At 65.1% G+C, this 16,570-nt stretch carries 15 protein-coding genes and 1 tRNA gene; 6 read left to right on the forward strand and 10 right to left on the reverse strand.

From position 1 onward, the window contains the following. Positions 1-8: 8 nt before the first annotated feature. The gene (locus ORS3428_RS25950) at positions 9-1,577 is read right to left on the reverse strand and encodes a sensor histidine kinase (RefSeq protein ID WP_071101137.1); all 1,569 of its coding nucleotides are present in this window, start codon (positions 1,575-1,577) and stop codon (positions 9-11) included. Further along, positions 1,565-2,263, reverse strand: coding sequence for a response regulator transcription factor (locus tag ORS3428_RS25955; protein WP_071101138.1), 699 nt, complete (start codon positions 2,261-2,263; stop codon positions 1,565-1,567). Before ORS3428_RS25955 ends, ORS3428_RS25950 begins: the two co-directional genes overlap by 13 nt. A gap of 596 nt (positions 2,264-2,859) precedes the next feature. Here ORS3428_RS25955 and ORS3428_RS25960 point away from each other — a divergent pair. Then, on the forward strand, positions 2,860-3,741 hold the full coding sequence (locus ORS3428_RS25960; protein WP_071101139.1) for an HpcH/HpaI aldolase/citrate lyase family protein: 882 nt from the start codon (positions 2,860-2,862) through the stop codon (positions 3,739-3,741). Positions 3,742-3,771: 30 nt separating this feature from the next. Then, the gene (locus tag ORS3428_RS25965) at positions 3,772-3,978 is read left to right on the forward strand and encodes a DUF1737 domain-containing protein (RefSeq protein ID WP_071101140.1); all 207 of its coding nucleotides are present in this window, start codon (positions 3,772-3,774) and stop codon (positions 3,976-3,978) included. Between the two features lie 94 nt (positions 3,979-4,072). On the opposite strand, the gene ORS3428_RS25970 is transcribed toward ORS3428_RS25965, so the two are convergent. Next, complete coding sequence (locus ORS3428_RS25970) at positions 4,073-4,510, reverse strand: metallopeptidase family protein (RefSeq protein ID WP_071101141.1); 438 nt, start codon at positions 4,508-4,510, stop codon at positions 4,073-4,075. A gap of 183 nt (positions 4,511-4,693) precedes the next feature. Between ORS3428_RS25970 and ORS3428_RS34115 the strand changes: the two genes are divergently transcribed. From ORS3428_RS34115 to ORS3428_RS25985, 3 genes are read left to right on the forward strand one after another with little or no spacing between them, the layout of a single operon-like run. Then, positions 4,694-5,767, forward strand: a complete 1,074-nt coding sequence (locus tag ORS3428_RS34115) for an ImuA family protein (protein ID WP_071101142.1) — start codon at positions 4,694-4,696, stop codon at positions 5,765-5,767. Continuing rightward, positions 5,709-7,187: a DUF6504 family protein gene (locus ORS3428_RS25980; RefSeq protein ID WP_071101143.1), complete on the forward strand. Its 1,479-nt coding sequence runs from the start codon at positions 5,709-5,711 to the stop codon at positions 7,185-7,187. Before ORS3428_RS34115 ends, ORS3428_RS25980 begins: the two co-directional genes overlap by 59 nt. Beyond that, positions 7,184-10,516, forward strand: a complete 3,333-nt coding sequence (locus tag ORS3428_RS25985; protein ID WP_071101144.1) for an error-prone DNA polymerase — start codon at positions 7,184-7,186, stop codon at positions 10,514-10,516. Before ORS3428_RS25980 ends, ORS3428_RS25985 begins: the two co-directional genes overlap by 4 nt. A gap of 25 nt (positions 10,517-10,541) precedes the next feature. Here the strand turns inward: ORS3428_RS25985 and ORS3428_RS25990 are convergent, their stop codons facing one another. The 4 genes from ORS3428_RS25990 to ORS3428_RS26005 all read right to left on the reverse strand — a co-directional run bounded on the left by ORS3428_RS25990 (position 10,542) and on the right by ORS3428_RS26005 (position 13,291). Next, positions 10,542-10,784, reverse strand: a complete 243-nt coding sequence (locus ORS3428_RS25990; protein WP_071101153.1) for a Trm112 family protein — start codon at positions 10,782-10,784, stop codon at positions 10,542-10,544. Between the two features lie 84 nt (positions 10,785-10,868). Further along, a complete protein-coding gene (locus tag ORS3428_RS25995) occupies positions 10,869-11,540 on the reverse strand; it encodes an LON peptidase substrate-binding domain-containing protein (RefSeq protein WP_071101145.1) in 672 nt (223 codons plus the stop codon). A 167-nt stretch (positions 11,541-11,707) separates the two neighbouring features. Next, on the reverse strand, positions 11,708-12,709 hold the full coding sequence (trxA, locus tag ORS3428_RS26000; RefSeq protein WP_071101146.1) for a thioredoxin: 1,002 nt from the start codon (positions 12,707-12,709) through the stop codon (positions 11,708-11,710). A gap of 84 nt (positions 12,710-12,793) precedes the next feature. Continuing rightward, positions 12,794-13,291, reverse strand: a complete 498-nt coding sequence (locus ORS3428_RS26005; RefSeq protein WP_071101154.1) for a prolyl-tRNA synthetase associated domain-containing protein — start codon at positions 13,289-13,291, stop codon at positions 12,794-12,796. Between the two features lie 324 nt (positions 13,292-13,615). Between ORS3428_RS26005 and ORS3428_RS26010 the strand changes: the two genes are divergently transcribed. Then, positions 13,616-13,690, forward strand: a tRNA-Gly gene (locus tag ORS3428_RS26010). Between the two features lie 84 nt (positions 13,691-13,774). Here ORS3428_RS26010 and ORS3428_RS26015 read toward each other — a convergent pair. The 3 genes from ORS3428_RS26015 to ORS3428_RS26025 all read right to left on the reverse strand — a co-directional run. Further along, positions 13,775-14,488 (reverse strand): hypothetical protein, encoded by a 714-nt coding sequence (locus tag ORS3428_RS26015; protein WP_071101147.1) that lies wholly within the window; start codon positions 14,486-14,488, stop codon positions 13,775-13,777. Between the two features lie 66 nt (positions 14,489-14,554). After that, positions 14,555-15,346 (reverse strand): glycosyltransferase family 2 protein, encoded by a 792-nt coding sequence (locus ORS3428_RS26020; protein ID WP_071101148.1) that lies wholly within the window; start codon positions 15,344-15,346, stop codon positions 14,555-14,557. Between the two features lie 277 nt (positions 15,347-15,623). After that, on the reverse strand, positions 15,624-16,570 hold a 947-nt coding region (locus ORS3428_RS26025; protein WP_071101149.1), incomplete at its 5' end, for a glycosyltransferase family 4 protein.

The following is a 16,570-nucleotide window of genomic DNA, read 5'->3' on the forward strand; positions in this document are numbered from 1 at the left end:
ACCGGTCTTCAGGCGACCGGCAGATTGATCTCGAAGCGTGTGCCGCGCTCGCTGTCAACCAGCCTGATCGTGCCATCATGCGCTTTCAGGAGGGCCAGCACGATGCCGAGCCCCATTCCCGTGCCGCCGGTCTCGCGCCTTGTGGTGAAGAACGGCTCGAACACTTTTGCGYGGTTACTGGGCGAAATGCCGTCACCGTCGTCGCCGACAAGGACCGCCACCCTGGCGCCCGCGCTCATGGCACTGATCGCGACCTGCTTGGCGCCGTGCCTTGCCGAATTGTCGATCAGGTTGGCGAGCACGATGGCGAGGTTCTCGCCGGAGATACCGAGGCTGGTAGCGCCGCCCGCCTCGACGCGCGCCTCCAGCCTGGTGTCGACCGGCAACAGCGCAAGCGCGGCATTGAGCGTCGTGCTTTCGCCGCTCGGCGCGAGGTTTTCGGCGCGCGCCAGCTCAAGCAGTCGGCGCACCAGCAGATTGAGCCGCCCTGCATCGGTGACGATGTTGTTGGAAAAGYGCCGCCGCTCGGCTTCGTCCATCGTCCCRCCGGAATCCCTGAGCAGCTCCGCCGCGCCCTGGATCGCCGTCAGCGGCGATTTCAGTTCATGCGAGACATGGGTGGCGAAGGTCTGGATGCTGTCGGAGCGCGCCTGCAACTTGGCGGCCATATCGAGGAAGGCCGCCGACAGCGCCGCCATCTCGCGCGTGCCGTGATGGTCGAGCGGGCGCATCGCCTCGCGGTCGCCGGCGGCGATGCGCTTTGTCCGGTCGATCAGCGCATAGATCGGCCGGCTGACGGTGCGGATGAACACCAGCGCGATCAGCAGCGTGCCGCCGACGATGGTGATTGYCGCCAACGTGACCTTGCCGCGTTCGCCATAGAGATGCTTGACGATGTTGTTCGGCGTCCGCGAGAGATACACCACCCCCGCCACCCGTCCGTCGACCTCGACCGGCAGGGCGACGAAGACGCGCACCTTGGTGCCGCGGCTCACCGAATAGAGCGGCGGCGGCGGCTGGTCGGGAATCCTGAGCCTCAGCTCGCTGGCATAGACGCCTGCGAGCGCCTGTTGCACCTCCTCGATATGGCCGAGCGACAAGCCCACCTCATCGCCGCCGGCAATGACCACGCCGTGCGGATCGAGCAGGCGAAAGCCCGCGAGCGTCGTCTTCTGCGTCTCGTCGAGGATGCCGTCGAGCCGTGCGCCGATGGCCGCGAAGGCAGGATCGGCGGTCGCGGGAAGTGCGGCCGGCCGCGTCGGCATGACGTAGTCGGACGCAAGGTCTAGGCTGGGCTCGATCGGCTGGTAGGGGGAGTTGGCGTTGTCGCGCACCGCGGGCATTTGCGCGCCGAGCTTTTCCGGCGAAATGCCGGCGGCGCGCACCTCACCGGCATAGACGGCGGCGACAACCGCGCCCTGCGCGATAAGCTCGCCCTCGGTCTGGCGGATCAGCTGGTTCTCATAGAGCCGGAAAAAGAACAGGCCGACCAGCGGCAGCGCCATCACCACGATCAGGATGGCGACGACGACGGTGGCGAGCCGCGGCCGCCATCTCTCCTTGCTCAGCCACCGCATCGGCCGAGCCGGAAGCCGACGCCGTGGACAGTCGCGATCGCATCCACGCAGCCGACAGCCGCCAGCTTGGCGCGGATGTTGCGGATATGGCTGTCGACCGTGCGTTCCGAGACGTGGATGTTGGAGGCATAGGCATTGGCCATCACCGCGTCGCGGCCAAGCACATGCTGCGGGCGGGCGAGAAAGCCCTTGAGGATGGCGAATTCGATGGCGGTGAAGAGCAGCGGCTTGCCGTCGAAGCTCGCGGCGTGGCTTGCCGGAACAAGCACGAGCTTGCCATGCGCGAATTGCCGGTCGCCCGCTTCGTCCTCCACCGCCACCGGGCGCGCGCGCCGCAGGATGACATTGACGCGGGCGACCAGCTCGCGCGGGCTGAACGGTTTTGTCACATAGTCGTCGCCGCCCATCTCCAGCCCGAGGATACGGTCGATTTCTTCATCGCGCGCCGACAGGAACAGCACCGGCACATCGGAGCGTTGGCGCAGCCGCCGGCACACCTCCAGGCCGTCCATCTCCGGCATGCCGATGTCGAGCACGATGAGATCCGGCGCGCGACGCTCGACGGCCTGCAAGGCTGCGGCGCCGTCGGCCACGCCAAGCGTCTTCATACCCGCCTTTTCCAGCGCGAAGCAGATGATGTCGCGGATGTGCGGGTCGTCGTCGGCGACAAGGATGTTATGCGGCATCGATCAATGGCCCGGCGCGTGAGGTTCGGTGACGGCAGGATTAGCAAGCACGCCATGCTTGTCGAGAGTGCGGCGCCATCGCCGACCGCGAAAAAATCCGGGCGCCCCRGTTTTCCCGAACGGCGCGACGGTGCGCCGTCATGGCCGGGCTTTCCTGGCCTTGCGAACGCTGCGCCGCGACCTCGGCACGAAAGGCAGCACGATCGCCGTAGGGCGCATTCTTTGCGGCTCGACGAGCCACCAGCCGTCATAGCGCAGCCGGTAGGGCAGGCGCCAGAGGGGTTTTTGATGTGTTCGCATGCCGCCTTTTCGCCGGCGGGCGCGGAAAGCTCGGGGCGGATCGGAGGAGGTTTTCCGCAATAATTTGCAGATTTTGTGCAGAGACAAATAGCGTCAGGCTGGCGCTGCCCCTCACCCTTACCCTCTCCCCGTGAAAGACGGGGAGAGGGGGGGCGCCGGCGTTGGAGCTTCGTCTTTCTCCCCGTCACCATACGGGGAGAAGGTCCCGGCAGGGGGATGAGGGGCGGCGCAGATGTTTGCAATTGGCCGACCCGCCACGCCTTGCCTCACCGGCCTCCAGCCTGCATAGATCGCCAATGACCAGCGAACCCTACCGCCCGCGCCGCTCGRTGCTTTACGTGCCCGCTTCCAACGAGCGGGCGCTCGCCAAGATCGCCTCGCTTGCCTGCGACGCCGTCGTCATCGACCTCGAGGACGGCGTCGCGCCCACCGACAAGATCTCCGCACGTGAAAAAGTGGCAGGCATCCTGGCCGCGCGGCCGGAGCGGCGCTGCGAGATGGTGGTGCGCATTAATCCGCTGGGCAGTGAGTGGGGCATTGACGACTTGTTAGTCGTCTCCAAGGCCGAGCCGGACGGCGTTCTTTTGCCCAAGGTCACGACGCCACGCGACATACTGGAAGCAGGCGATCTGCTCGACGACAATCTTGTACCGGACACGATGAAGCTATGGGCGATGATCGAGACGCCCAAGGCGCTGCTCAACATCGGCGCCATCGCCGAACTTGGCCGCGATCCGGCTTCCAGGCTCGCTTGTTTCGTTGCCGGAACAAACGATCTGATGAAGTCCACGGGCGTGCTCGCCACGCCCGATCGACGTTATCTGATGCCCTGGCTGCTGCAGCTTGTGCTGGCTGCCCGCGCGGGCAGCCTCGACGTGATCGACGGCGTTGCCAACGATTTTCGCGACCTGGAGGCCTTTGCCCGTGAATGCGCCGAGGCCGCCGCCATGGGTTTCGACGGCAAATCGCTGATCCACCCCGCGCAGATCGAGCCGGCGAACCGCGCGTTCGCACCCTCGCAGGAGGCGCTGGCCGCGGCGCGCGCGATCAGGGACGCGTTCTYGCGGCCCGAGAATGCCGGCAAGAGCGTCATTGCGCTCGACGGCCGCATGGTCGAGCGGCTGCATCTGGCCGAGGCCGAGAAACTGCTGGCGAAGGCCGCAATCATCGGTGCATGATCCTGCGGAGATTCACGACAGGGTCGAAAAATGAAACTTTACCGCTTTCTGTCCGGTCCGGACGACGCCACCTTCTGCCACAAGGTGACAGCGGCCCTGAACAAGGGTTGGCACCTGTTCGGCTCGCCGACCTACGCCTATGACAAGACGACCAAGTCGATGCGCTGCGGCCAGGCCGTGGTGAAGGACATCGAGGGCCAGGAATACGGGCCCGACACCAAGCTCAGCGATTGGTAGATACAGCCGATCTCCCCCTTGTGGGGGGAGATGCCCGGCAGGGCAGAGGGGGGCGCGAAGGAACGAGGCGTCCGCCTGTAAACGGCTTAACCACTCACCCCGCCGCCGCCTGCTCGGCCGCTTCCTCGATCCGTTCCATGTCGTCGTCCGAGAGACCGAAATGGTGGCCGATCTCGTGGATCAGCACATGGGTGACGATGTCGCCCAGCGTCTCCTCATTCTCGGCCCAGTAGTCGAGGATGGCGCGGCGGTAGAGCGTGATGCGGTTCGGCCCCTCGCCGGTCTGCGGGTTCCAGCGCTCGGCGATGYCGCGCCCCTCGAACAGGCCGAGCAGGTCGAAGGGCGTCTCCAACGACAGGTCGTCCATGATCTCGTCGGTCGGGAAGTCGGCGATCTGAATGACGATTTCGCCGGTGAGCTGGCGGAACTCTTCCGGCAAATGGGCGTAGGCCTCCAGCGCCAGAAGCTCCATCWCATCCATCGATGGCGAGAGCTGGTCGTGCCAGGAGCGGGTCTTGTAGATGCGAGCCATGGGTTTTCCTTTGATCCCGGCATATAGGCTTTCGCGCCGATTGAGGCAAATGAGCTGGCCGGCCGGCTTGTCTAAGGGGGAAGAGCGAAGGAATAAATTCCTTATGAGTCTGCTTGACTCTTCCTGGCCCCTCTGGAATCTATAAGAACATAACAGGAACAACTGCTGCCGGAAGTGAACGTCATGGYGATGAGCGCCGTGGCGCGGGAAACTGTTTTTGCCCTGCGCCGCCAGATCGCGAAGATCGAGGGAACGCTGCCCGAGCGCCTGGAAGTGCCGGCAAGCGGCGGGCCTGGAGCAATTCCAGGAAAAGTGCGAAGCGGTTTTCCGTCCGGAATTGCGGAAAAACAAATATACAGCGATGCTGCCGGATCGGACATCACAGTCGTCCGGCGCGGCCTCGCCGTGGCCTCGCCCGATGCCTTCCTGCATACCGGCATCGAACGCCTCGACACCGCGCTCGGCGGCGGCCTGCCGAAGGCCGCGCTCAACGAAATCCATGGGCTGGAGACCCGCGATGCCGGCGCCGTCGCCGGCTTTGCGCTGTCGATCACCAGCCTGATCCTCAGAGAGAAGCAAGGTCTGCCGATCCTCTGGATCGGCACGTCGGAAATCTTCCGCGAGGCCGGCTTTCCCTATGCCAGGGGGCTGCATGCCCTCTTCGGCATCGAGCCCGAGCAATTGTTGTTTTCCGAAGCGCCGAAGCTGCTCGACGCGCTGTGGATCGCCGAGGAGGYCGCCCGCATGACGGCCTTCGCCGCCGTCATCCTCGAGATCCGCGGCAGCCCGCGGCTTCTCGACCTCACCGCGACGCGACGGCTGCACGCGCGGGCGCAAAGCGCCGGCCGCCCGGTGTTTTTGCTGCGCCAGGCCGGCGAAGCCGAGCCCACAGCGGCGCCCGTGCGCCTCATCGTCTCGGCTGCGCCCGCGGCGAGCCGCGAGACGGTCGCCGGCCCGCTTGCCGGCTCGATCGGCCGCCCCGCCTTCACCGTCGATATCGGCAAGAGCCGCACGGCCCTGCCCGGACAATTCACACTGGAGTGGAACCCCGATGAGTACGCTTTTGCAGAAAGAAAGGCCCGGGAAGAGCGGACAAAGGATCCTGTCGTTATGGTTTCCGCATCTGCCCGCGGAGCGGATCCTGCGCCAGCGTCTGGGGCGGTCCTGGCGTTCCCGGCCGTCGCATCACCTGCCTCTGGTGATCAGCCACCGCGACAACAACGCCCAGCGCATCGCAGCCCTCGACGAGCGGRCTGAGGCGCTCAAATTGAAGCGCGGCATGGGGATTGCCGACGCGCGCGCCATGCACCCCTCGATCGACGTGGTGGAGGCCGACCCGGAGGCCGACCGTCGCCTGCTCGAAGGCCTTGCCGACTGGTGYGACCGCTTCACGCCGCTGGTGGCGATCGATGGCGAGGACGGCCTGTTCCTCGACGTCACCGGCTGCACGCATCTCTTCGGCGGCGAGCGCGCGATGCAGGACGAAATCCTCACCCGCTTTTTCGAGCAGGGCTTCGATGTCCGGGCCGGCCTCGCCTCGACRCCGGGCGCTGCCTCGGCGGCGGCGCGCTTCCATGGCGACCGCATCGTTGCCGGCGGCGAGGAGGAGGCGCTGCTTTCGCCCTTGCCGCTTTCGGCGCTGCGCATCGCGCCGGAGACCCGCGCCAGTCTGGAAAGCGTCGGCCTGCGCACGGCGGGCGCGGTGATGGCCGCACCCCGCGCCCCGCTCGCCCGCCGCTTCGGCGCCACCTTGCTTCTGCGCCTCGACCAGGCGCTCGGCCGGCTCGACGAGGCAGTGTCGCCGCGCCTGCCGGTGGCGCCGCTCTCGGTCGAGCGCCACCTTGCCGAGCCGGTCGTGCTGACCGACGACATCGAGCGGCTGGTGAGTCGGCTTGCCGTGGCCTTGAAGAGCGATCTCGAACGCCGCGGCGAGGGTGCCAGGGCGCTCGCCCTTCTCCTTTTCCGCGTCGACGGCGCCGTCAGCCGCATTGCGGTCGGCACCTCGCGCCCGATGCGCGAGCCGCAATTGATCCGCAAACTGTTCCACGAACGGCTCGCAGCGCTTGAGCAGAGCCTCGACGCCGGCTTCGGCTTCGACCTCGTGCGGCTCTCCGTGCTTTCGGTTGCCGCCTTCGACATGCTGCAGGGCGACCTTGCCGGGGAAGCGAGCGACGACGACGCCGACATCGCTTTATTCGCCGACCGCATCCGCGCCCGCCTCGGCGAGGCCGCCGTGCTGAAGCCGGTTGTCGTCGAAAGCCATCTGCCGGAGCGCGCCGTCACCACGGTCCCTTTCGCGGAGGCGCCRCAAAGGCGCATGCCGCCGAAGCAGTCCGACCGGTCGGCGCCGCCGATGACCATCTTCCCACCGGAACGGCCGGTGCGGCTGTTCCGCTCGCCCGAGCCGATCGAGGTGCCGGCGACCGAAATCCCCGAGGGTCCACCGATGAATTTCCGATGGYGGCGCGCCCTTTACCGCGTCGCCCGCGCTGAAGGGCCGGAGCGTATCRCCGCCGAATGGTGGCGAAGGCTGCCCGGCGAGGAAGAGGCGCCGACCCGCGACTATTATCGCATCGAGGACAGCGAAGGGCGTCGCTACTGGCTCTACCGCCAGGGCTTCTACGGCAGCTCTTCGCAGGCCTCGCCGCGCTGGTTCATGCACGGGGTATTCGCATGAACGCGCTGACCGCCATCCCCTATGCCGAGTTCGGCATCCAGTCGAATTTTTCCTTCCTGCGCGGCGCCTCGAAGYCCGAGGAGCTGGTGGTCACGGCGAAATTCTACGGCTTCTCCTCGATCGGGCTTGCCGACAGGAACAGCGTGGCCGGCGTCGTGCGCGCCTGGCAGCAGGCGAAGGTGGAGAAGCTTGCCTATCATCCCGGCTGCCGGCTGGTTTTCCGCGACGGCACGCCGGACATTCTGGCTTATCCCCGCGACCGCAAGGGCTGGGGGCATCTCTGCCGCATGCTCACCCAAGCCAATCTGCGCGACGAGAACGAGAAGGGCGYGACGCTGCTCGAACTGAGCGACCTTCTCGAATGGGGCGATATGATGTCACTGGCGCTCCTGCCCAATCTGTCGGCGCGCGCGGAAGACAATCTGGAGCTCATTAGCCGGCTTAAGGATCGTTTTGGCGCGACGCTCCGRCTGGCCGTGGCGCCGGATTATTGCGGCAACGACCGCTTCCGCATCGAGCAGGCGGCGGCGATGGCCGAACATGCGCAAGTTCCGCTGATGGCGACCAACGACGTGCTTTATCATGCCGCCGACCGCCGCCCGCTGYAGGACGTACTGACCGCGATCCGCCTCAACACGCCGGTTTCCGAGGTCGGGCTGGAGCTTACGGCGAATGCCGAGCGCCACCTGAAGCCGCCGCTGGAGATGGCACGTCTCTTCCGCCGGCATCCGCAAGCGCTGGCGGAAACGCTGCGCTTCGCCGACGAATTGACCTTCTCGCTCAGCGACCTCGAATACAACTATCCGGACGAGCCGACCGAATCCGGYCTCGGGCCGCAGGCCGAGCTCGAACGCCTGGCGCGCGAAGGCGCGACCGTGCGCTATCCAGCCGGTGTTCCCGTCTATGTCTTGCAGCGCATCGAGGAGGAGCTGGCGCTGATCGAGCGCCTGAACTATGCGCGCTATTTCCTCACCGTCTACGACATCGTCAAATTCGCCCGCAGCAAGAACATCCTCTGCCAGGGCCGCGGCTCCGCCGCCAATTCGGTCATCTGCTTCTGCATCGGCATCACCGAAGTCGGACCGGACCGGATCGATGCGCTGTTCGAGCGCTTCATCTCCGAGGAGCGCAACGAACCGCCCGACATCGATGTCGATTTCGAGCATGAGCGGCGCGACGAGGTGATTGYCTATATCTACGAAAAATACAGCGCCAAGCGCACAGCACTTGCCGCCGCCGTCATCAGCTATCGCGGCCRCTCGGCCTTGCGCGAGGTGGCGAAGGCGATGGGCCTCTCCGAGGACGTCCGCAGCGCCTTGTCGAGCACCATCTGGGGCTGGTCGACCTCGGAGCTCGGCGAAAGGGAGGCCAATGCCGGCGGCCTCGACCGCACCGATCCGCTGTCGCGGCAGGTGCTGGAACGCGCCAACGAGATCATGGGCTTTCCCCGCCATCTCTCCCAGCATGTCGGCGGCTTCGTCATCACCAGGGRCCGGCTCGACGAGGTCGTGCCCATCGTCAAGACCGCGATGGACGAGCGCAAGATGGTGGAGTGGGACAAGGACGATCTCGACGCGGTGAAGATCCTCAAGGTGGATGTGCTGGCGCTCGGCATGCTGACTTGCCTGAAGCGCGCCTTGACCTTGCTCACGCACCATTATCCCAAGGCAAGGGATGAATACGGCCGGTCCTATGACTTGAACTCTCTCCCGGCCGAGCACCCTCGCGTCTACGACATGATCTGCCGGGCAGACACGCTCGGYGTCTTCCAGATCGAATCGCGCGCCCAGATGTCGATGCTGCCGCGTCTCAGGCCACGGGAGTTCTACGACCTCGTCATCGAGGTGGCGATCGTTCGGCCCGGCCCGATCCAGGGCGATATGGTGCATCCCTATCTGCGCCGCCGGCAAGGCAAGGAGAAGCCCGAATATCCGAAATCTGAGCTGGAGGAGATTCTCGGCAAGACGCTGGGCGTGCCGCTGTTCCAGGAACAGGCGATGAAGATCGCCATCGTCGCCGGCGGCTTCAGGYCGGGCGARGCCGACGAATTGCGCCGCGCCATGGCCACCTTCAAGCGCACCGGCACGATCGGCAACTACCGCCAGCGCATGATCGACGGCATGGTCGACAAGGGCTATGAGAGGGAGTTCGCCGAGCGCTGCTTCAAGCAGATCGAGGGCTTCGGCGAATACGGCTTTCCCGAAAGCMATGCCGCCTCCTTCGCGCTGCTGGTCTATGCCTCCTGCTGGTTCAAGACCTTCTATCCCGACGTGTTCTGCGCCGCGATCCTGAACTCGCAGCCGATGGGATTCTACCAGCCGGCCCAGCTCGTGCGCGATGCGCGCGACCACGGCGTGGAGGTGCGGGAGGTCGACATCAACCATTCCGTCTGGGACTGCACGCTGGAAGGGTCCGTCTTCGACCCCTCCCGCATCCTTGAACGCCACGCTTCGATGCGCGGCGTCATCGAGACGGCTCATGCCGTGCGGCTTGGCTTCCGCCAGATCAAGGGCCTCTCCGAAGAGCGCATGAAGATTTTCGTCGCGCAGCGCGGCGACGGCTATCGATCGGTCAGGGATGTCTGGCTGCGCTCCGGCCTCGATGTCGGCGAGATCGAAAAGCTGGCCGAGGCCGACGCCTTCCGCTCGCTCGGCCTCGACCGTCGCGCGGCGCTCTGGGAAGTGCGCGCGCTCGACGGCAGGAGCGCCGCCGAGAAGCTGCCGCTGTTCGACCAGCCCCTGCTTCGCCTGCGCGAGCTGGAGCCCGAAACCAGATTGCCGAAAATGCCGCTCGGCGAGCACGTCGTCCATGATTACCGCTCGCTCGGCCTTTCCTTGAAGGAACACCCCGTCGCCTTCCTGCGCGAGCGGCTTGACCGCGCCGGCATCACGCCCAATGCGCGCCTGCCGTCGGTTCGCGACGGCCGCCGCGTCTCGGTCGCCGGCCTCGTGCTGGTGCGCCAGCGCCCAGGCAAGGGCAATGCGATCTTCATCACCCTGGAGGACGAAAAGGCGATCGCCAATGTCATCATCTGGCCGCGCGTCTTCGACCGCTTCCGCTCAGTGGTGATGGGCGCGCGCTTCATCCGCGTCACCGGCAAGCTGCAGCAGGAATCGGATGTCATCCACATCGTCGCCGACAGGATCGAGGACCTGACATCCTGGCTGGGCGTGCTCCTGCAGGCGCCGACCATCGAGCATCAGCCCGCCGACCCAAGACTGGATGGATCCGAGCGCTCCGCGAGCCGCGGTCTGCCGGTCCGGCAGGACATCGCCACGCTGTCGAGCAGCGCACAACAGGTCATGCCGAAAGGGCGCAATTTTCAGTAACGAGGCAGAACGACGTCAGGCCGGTTCAGGATGGCCCGCCCAGCCGCGGCTGCGGCGGCAGCATATCTTCGGGCGAGATCGGGCGCGCTTCCGAAGGCAGCATGATCGGGATGCCGTCGCGCACCGGATAGGCAAGTTTCGCCACGCGCGAGATCAGTTCGCTGCGCTCCGGATCCCAGGTCAGCGGCCCCTTGGTCAGCGGGCAGGCGAGCAATTCCAGCAGCTTTGGGTCGACTGTGGCTTTCCGCCCGTCACGTCCATCCGCCAATAGCATCCTCCTGCAGCCTTAGATGCGTCGAAATCCAGGTCAGCCGAGCCCGAGCAGGCCGGCATCACCCGAATATCAGTACACTTACTGCAGGCTCGAGCCAAAATCCTCATCCTCGCGCGCCAGCGTTATTTCGGTGATGGCAATCAGCGTCTCGGCGCGCGTCTTCAGGTCCGCCGCCTCGAGCAGCGCCTGCTTCTCGGCCGGCCCATAGGGCGCCATCATCGACAGCGCATTGACCAGCATGGCGTTCTCGGCGCGGCTGACGCTTTCCCAGTCGGCCTCGAGGTCGTTGGCCTGCAGATAGGCGCGGAACGCCTTGAGCAGCGCCGGCCGGTCGACCTCGGTTGCCGCCTGGTCGTCCTCGAGATCGGCGAGGAACGGCGCGATCCTGCACTGCCGGAACGGTGTCTTCACCGCCAGCTCCTGCGTGACGCGGAACCGGCAGACGCCTTGCAGCGAGATCAGGTAGCGGCCGTCGCCTGTCTCGGCGAGCGAAATGATGCGCCCGGCGCAGCCGACGCTGCAGAGCTCCGGCTCGCCGTCCTCGCGCATCGCCCCGTCGAGGCTGGGCTGGATCATGCCGATCAGCCGCGGCCCGGCCATCGCCTGGTCGACCATCTGCAGATAGCGTGGCTCGAAGATGTTGAGCGGCATGCGCCCGCCTGGCAGCAGCAAGGCGCCCATCAAGGGGAACACCGGGATCGCCGAAGGCAAATCCCTCGCGAGCCGATAGCGGGCGTTTCCGACCTGCACCTCAACCCTCCGAAAGCGTCGCCGGCCAGCGTGTCAAGACCTGCGATCTCATCTGACGCAGCCCGGCGCATCCAAAATCGTTCATCGGCAGGGCAAGCCACTGCCCCCTATCTGGCGCAGTTGTCGCGCTGCGCAAGTCCGACCGGCAACGGGTCCGGCAAAAACGCTCAGGAAAACAACAGCGAAGACAGCTTGCGCCGCGCCGCAAGCGTCGCCTCGTCGGTCATCCCCCATGCCTCGAAGAACTTCAAGAGCTGCGCCCGCGCGCCATCGTCGTTCCACGTGCGGTCGGCCTTGACGATCRCCAGCAGATTGTCGGCAGCCTGCATCCGCTCTCCGCGCGCATTCTGGACCATCGCCAGGTCGAAGCGCGCCTGATGATCGCTCGGATTGGCGGCGAGCCTGCGCTCGAACTCGGCCGGATTGCCGAGCGCGGCCGCCTGCGCGGCCAGCGCCATCTTGGCACGCAGCGCAGCAAGCGCCGGTGCGTCCTTCTTGTCCTCRGGCGCCTTCGCCAGCACCGCCTCCGCGCCTTGCGCGTCGCCGGYGTCGAACAGGATCTCGCCGAGCCCGGCGATCGCCTCGACGGTGTCGGGCGCCTGGGCGAGGATCGCGTCGTAGATGTCGGCAGCGGTCTGGACGTCGCCGGCCTGGCGCGCCTCGCTCGCCGCGGCAAGCGCGTCGGTGATCTGCGGCGCGCCGCCGCCCTTGCCGCCGACCTTCTGGATGAACTGCACGATCTGGCTTTCGGGGATCGCGCCCATGAAGCCGTCGACCGGCTGGCCGCCCTTGAAGGCGATGACTGCCGGAATGGACTGGATGCCGAGCTGTCCGGCGATCGAGGGATGGTCGTCGATGTTCATCTTGACCAGCTTGACCTTGCCGCCGGCGGCCTTCACCGCCTTCTCGAGCTGCGGCGTCAGCTGCTTGCAGGGGCCGCACCAGGGCGCCCAGAAGTCGACCAGCACCGGCTGGCGGCGCGATTCCTGGATGACGTCGGCCGCGAAGGTCGCGGTCGTGGTATCCTTGATCAGGTCGGCGGCGGCCGGCGCCTCGCCAAGCGAGACCTTGGCGCGGTCGGCTTCGCCGCCGCCATACTGGACGGTTTGGGCGTACTGGCCGCCGGCATTGCCGCCGAATGAGCTGTTGAACGGGTTGTTGTCACTCATGTCGTCGCCCTTTCGGTCGCGCCRCCGCCGGCATCGGGGCACTGCGCGTCATTGTCGGATTTTCGGTTGCCATCCATGTGGCGATCAAGCCGAGACTTTCAAGATAACAGGATCGTGGCCGGTTGCCTCGACGAATTTGATGAGGTCGGCRGCGGCGATGGTCGTCGTCGCCTCATTGGTCAGCGGATGGCCGTTGATGACGTCGTGGCTCATCAGCTCGTGGTCGAGCACGACCTTCACCCGTCCAGCCGTGTCGTTGATCAGGCCGAAGACGGTGACTGCGCCCGGGATGACGCCAAGCAACTCCATCAGCATGTCCRGCTTGCCGAAGGAAACGCGGCTGGCGGCGCCGATCAGGTGATGGATCTGCTTGAGGTCCAGCACGGCCTCCTCGCCGACCGTCACCAGGAAATAATTGTCCTTCTTGTCCTTGAGGAAGAGGTTCTTGGTATGGCCGCCCGGGATTTCGCCACGCAACGCCTGCGAATCGDCGACCGTGAACAATGGCGGATGGCGTACCGTCGAAACGGAGATGCCGAGATCGGCAAGAAAGGCATAGAGCTCAGCTTCGGTCTTGGGCATCGGTCCTCCTTCCTCCAGCAGGCACTGCCGTTTACGGCCAATGACGCCCCAGGGCAATTCCAGGAAATCAATTCCGGGAAGGGTGAAGCGGTTTTCCATCCGGAATTGTGCCAAGGAACAAAGAGAGGCGTCGGCCAGCGTTTCCACGGCACAGTGAAACCGCCCCTCGGCCGGGCCGCGACCGGGCGCGACCAAGGAATTCGCACGTTCCCGGATGATCTCGCCGGCGCCTGTGGGGTGCGGCCAAAAAGACCGTCATTTCCCTGTTGCAATCGCCGCGCTCTTCGGCCATATAGGCGCGGCTTGCGGCCCAAGGCCGCGCGAGCGGGTGTAGCTCAGGGGTAGAGCACAACCTTGCCAAGGTTGGGGTCGGGCGTTCGAATCGCCTCACCCGCTCCAGTTTCCCTTCCGGGATCAAGCAAACGAAAAGCCGCGGTTTTCCGCGGCTTTTTCGCTTTCCGGGGCTTGCGCGRCTCTCTGCCGTCAGCTTGCCCATCTTATCAGCTCTGACCGCCACTCGTCGGCATAGGCGCAGTTTTCATAGCCCGGCATGGCGGGCGTTCCGTCGGTAAAATGGACAATGGAGGGGTCGACGGTCGGATCCGAATGGCCGAYGAGCCAATTCCACTCCACCGACAATTCGCCGATCAGATCGTCCTCCAGCCAGCAGAACCTGTGCAGATCGCGCCCGGGAACCGTATTCACCAGTTCGACGGTAAGGGCCTTGTTGGYCGGATGGTCGCAATTGAACAGCATGACGCTCGACCAGTTCTTGCGGGCGTAGCGCAGCTGCGCCTGCCCGTCCATCTTGGTCGCTTCGGCGGGTTGATGGTTGTGCTTCACGACCATCACCGCCTTTGTCGGGTCGGCCATCCCGAACAGTTTTTGCAGATCCCTGCGGATCAGCATGTCRCAGTCCATGAACAGCGCCCAGCCCGAGCCCGCCAATTGCGGCACCAGGAATCGCGAGCAAGCGAATTCGGTCGCCATCGGCGCTTCGGAGATTTCATCCCAAAGCCGGCCGTCCTTGCGGCTGGTCGGACGGGTGTAGAGCCCCCTTGCCCGCAGATCCGCCAACACGACGCCGCGTGCCGATACCGGTGAGATCATGTGGCGTCTTATCGAGTTGCGAGCAACCGCGAACGCATCGATCTCGCGCGGGTCGAACCCGATCCATATAGACTRCCTGCTCGCCATGGAGTTCCCTTATGCTGAAGGTTGGATTGGTGTCAGGAAATAGGTCGCGCGCAAACTCAAGAAACGTCAGTTCATCTTGACCGCCGGAGTGTCGCGCAYGGACACGCTTGCACCGGTTTCGGACGGCGCCGCCGCCCATTTGCGATAGGTATAACTTGCACAGTAGCCGGCGACCAGCAAACCCACCGATCCATCGAGGATGCCGAAACGAATGATGTAGCTATAAAGATAGGCCCAGGCGGAGTGGAGAAGCGCCTTTGTGGTCGATCCCCTCTTGCCCATATCTCCTATCTGCTTCGCCGAAGCTTGGGCGTACATCCAGATCTTGCGATGCGCATCGTCGAGGTCGGTGATRCAATCATGTTCCATGGTTTGTGCCAGGCGGGACACTCTGCCCTTCAGCACAACCTTCTCGTGGACCGGATAGTCGGTAAAGCGTCCGGCATCCCGGCGAAACAAGCGCAGGACGCGGTCCGACGACCAGCTCCCATGTCTGACGACCCGCCCGCAGAAACGGGACCGTCGCGGAATCTCGAAACCCGCGCAACCTCGCGGGTTGGCGATGGCATGCTCGATTTCCCTGGCGAGAGGAGGGGCCACCCACTCGTCGGCGTCCAGGGACAACACCCAGTCGCCGGTGGCCGCGGCCAGCGCGCGATTCTTCTGCACGCCAAAGCCGGGCCAGTCTTCGGTGACGATCACTTTCGCGCCCATGTCGCGCGCGATTTCACGGGTTCTGTCCGTGCTGTTGTTGTCGACCACGACGAATTCGTCGGCAAAGCCGACAGAGCCCAAACAACGCTCGATGCAAGCCTCCTCGTTGAGGGTGATGACGATGACCGAGAGTTTCGGCATCATGCACCCTCACCAAACGAACGGCCAATGCACTCCGCATTACAAACCATAGACATCCGCCCCCGGACCTCCATCGCCAGTCCGCCGCTGCCCTTTTCGCCAGACAGCAACCGCACGGCGCACAAACGAATTACAGACGCCCCCTCTTCGTCTCCGCTTTAGAGAATTCGTAACCGCGAATATGCCCGAACGGCAGYGGCTCGCGCAAGYCCRCCAGGCTACGAATCCCGAGATCGACCTCGCCCGCCCGCTCTCGTCGGCTATGAGWGTTGCGCTGCGGCTACGTCTTGGGCGCTGCGATGCGGCCGGTTTTCCATCTGGAAACAGACTGGCTCGGCTGGTCGGCTTTGCGCAGCACCTGCTCATAGAGGACAAGGGTTCTGTCGATCATGGTGCCAAGATCGTAGTGGCTGGCTGCCTTCCTCGCCGAGAGCGCTGCTTCCGGGTGCCTGGAATGCTGCAGCGCGCGCCGCAGGCTTGCCGCGAGCTGCCCTCGGTCCGCGATGTCACACACCAGCGCCGGGTCGAAGCGCTCCACAAGCTCACGGGCGCCGCACCTGGTGCTGACCACCGTCGGCAGGCCGCTCGCCATTGCCTCGATGGCGACGGTTCCGAAAGGCTCGTACACGGAAGGCAGCGCCGCGACGTCCGCGGCGCCGTACCAGGGCCTTACATCCTTTTGCGGCCCGATGAATTTCAGGCGATCGCCGARGCCGCGCTTCTCCGCCAGGCGCCTGAACTTTTCCACCCGGGAATCCTGCCCGATCACCCACAATTCCGGATGTGGGTCCAGATTTGCGGCCGCCTCGATGAGGGGTGAAAGGCCTTTTCTCGAAAGGCCGGAACCGACAAGCAGAATGACCGGCCGGTCATTCGGAACATTCAGCTCGGCCCTGACGCTGGCCCTGTGTTGATGGYGCAAATCAAGGCTGAATTGGTCGAGAGAAATACCGTTCGGTATGTGATGGATTCTTTCCGCGGGAAAATCATAGTGGCGCACGATATCGTCGGCCACCATCTTTGAAATGGCGATCACCGCCTTGAGCCGGGGGCTCCGATAGGTCATCCGCTCGAGGBGCAACATCTGGCGGTGAAAGAAGCTGAGGCTCAGGGCAACGCCGTCCGGTTTCGACAGCCTGCGGCGCTCGGCGAGATAGGCGGCATGGACGCCCTCCCCCGCGCGAAAGATATCACAGCAAGGCAGCTTGTCGTTGCTCTGGACAAGTG

It is taken from the genome of Mesorhizobium sp. ORS 3428 (assembly GCF_001854785.1).
GTDB lineage: Bacteria > Pseudomonadota > Alphaproteobacteria > Rhizobiales > Rhizobiaceae > Mesorhizobium.

Excerpts from the sequence above, each read along its gene's own strand:
- ORS3428_RS25955 (WP_071101138.1), bottom strand. The coding sequence starts at position 2,263 with ATGCCGCATAACATCCTTGTCGCCGACGACGACCCGCACATCCGCGAC.
- ORS3428_RS25965 (WP_071101140.1), top strand. The coding sequence starts at position 3,772 with ATGAAACTTTACCGCTTTCTGTCCGGTCCGGACGACGCCACCTTCTGC.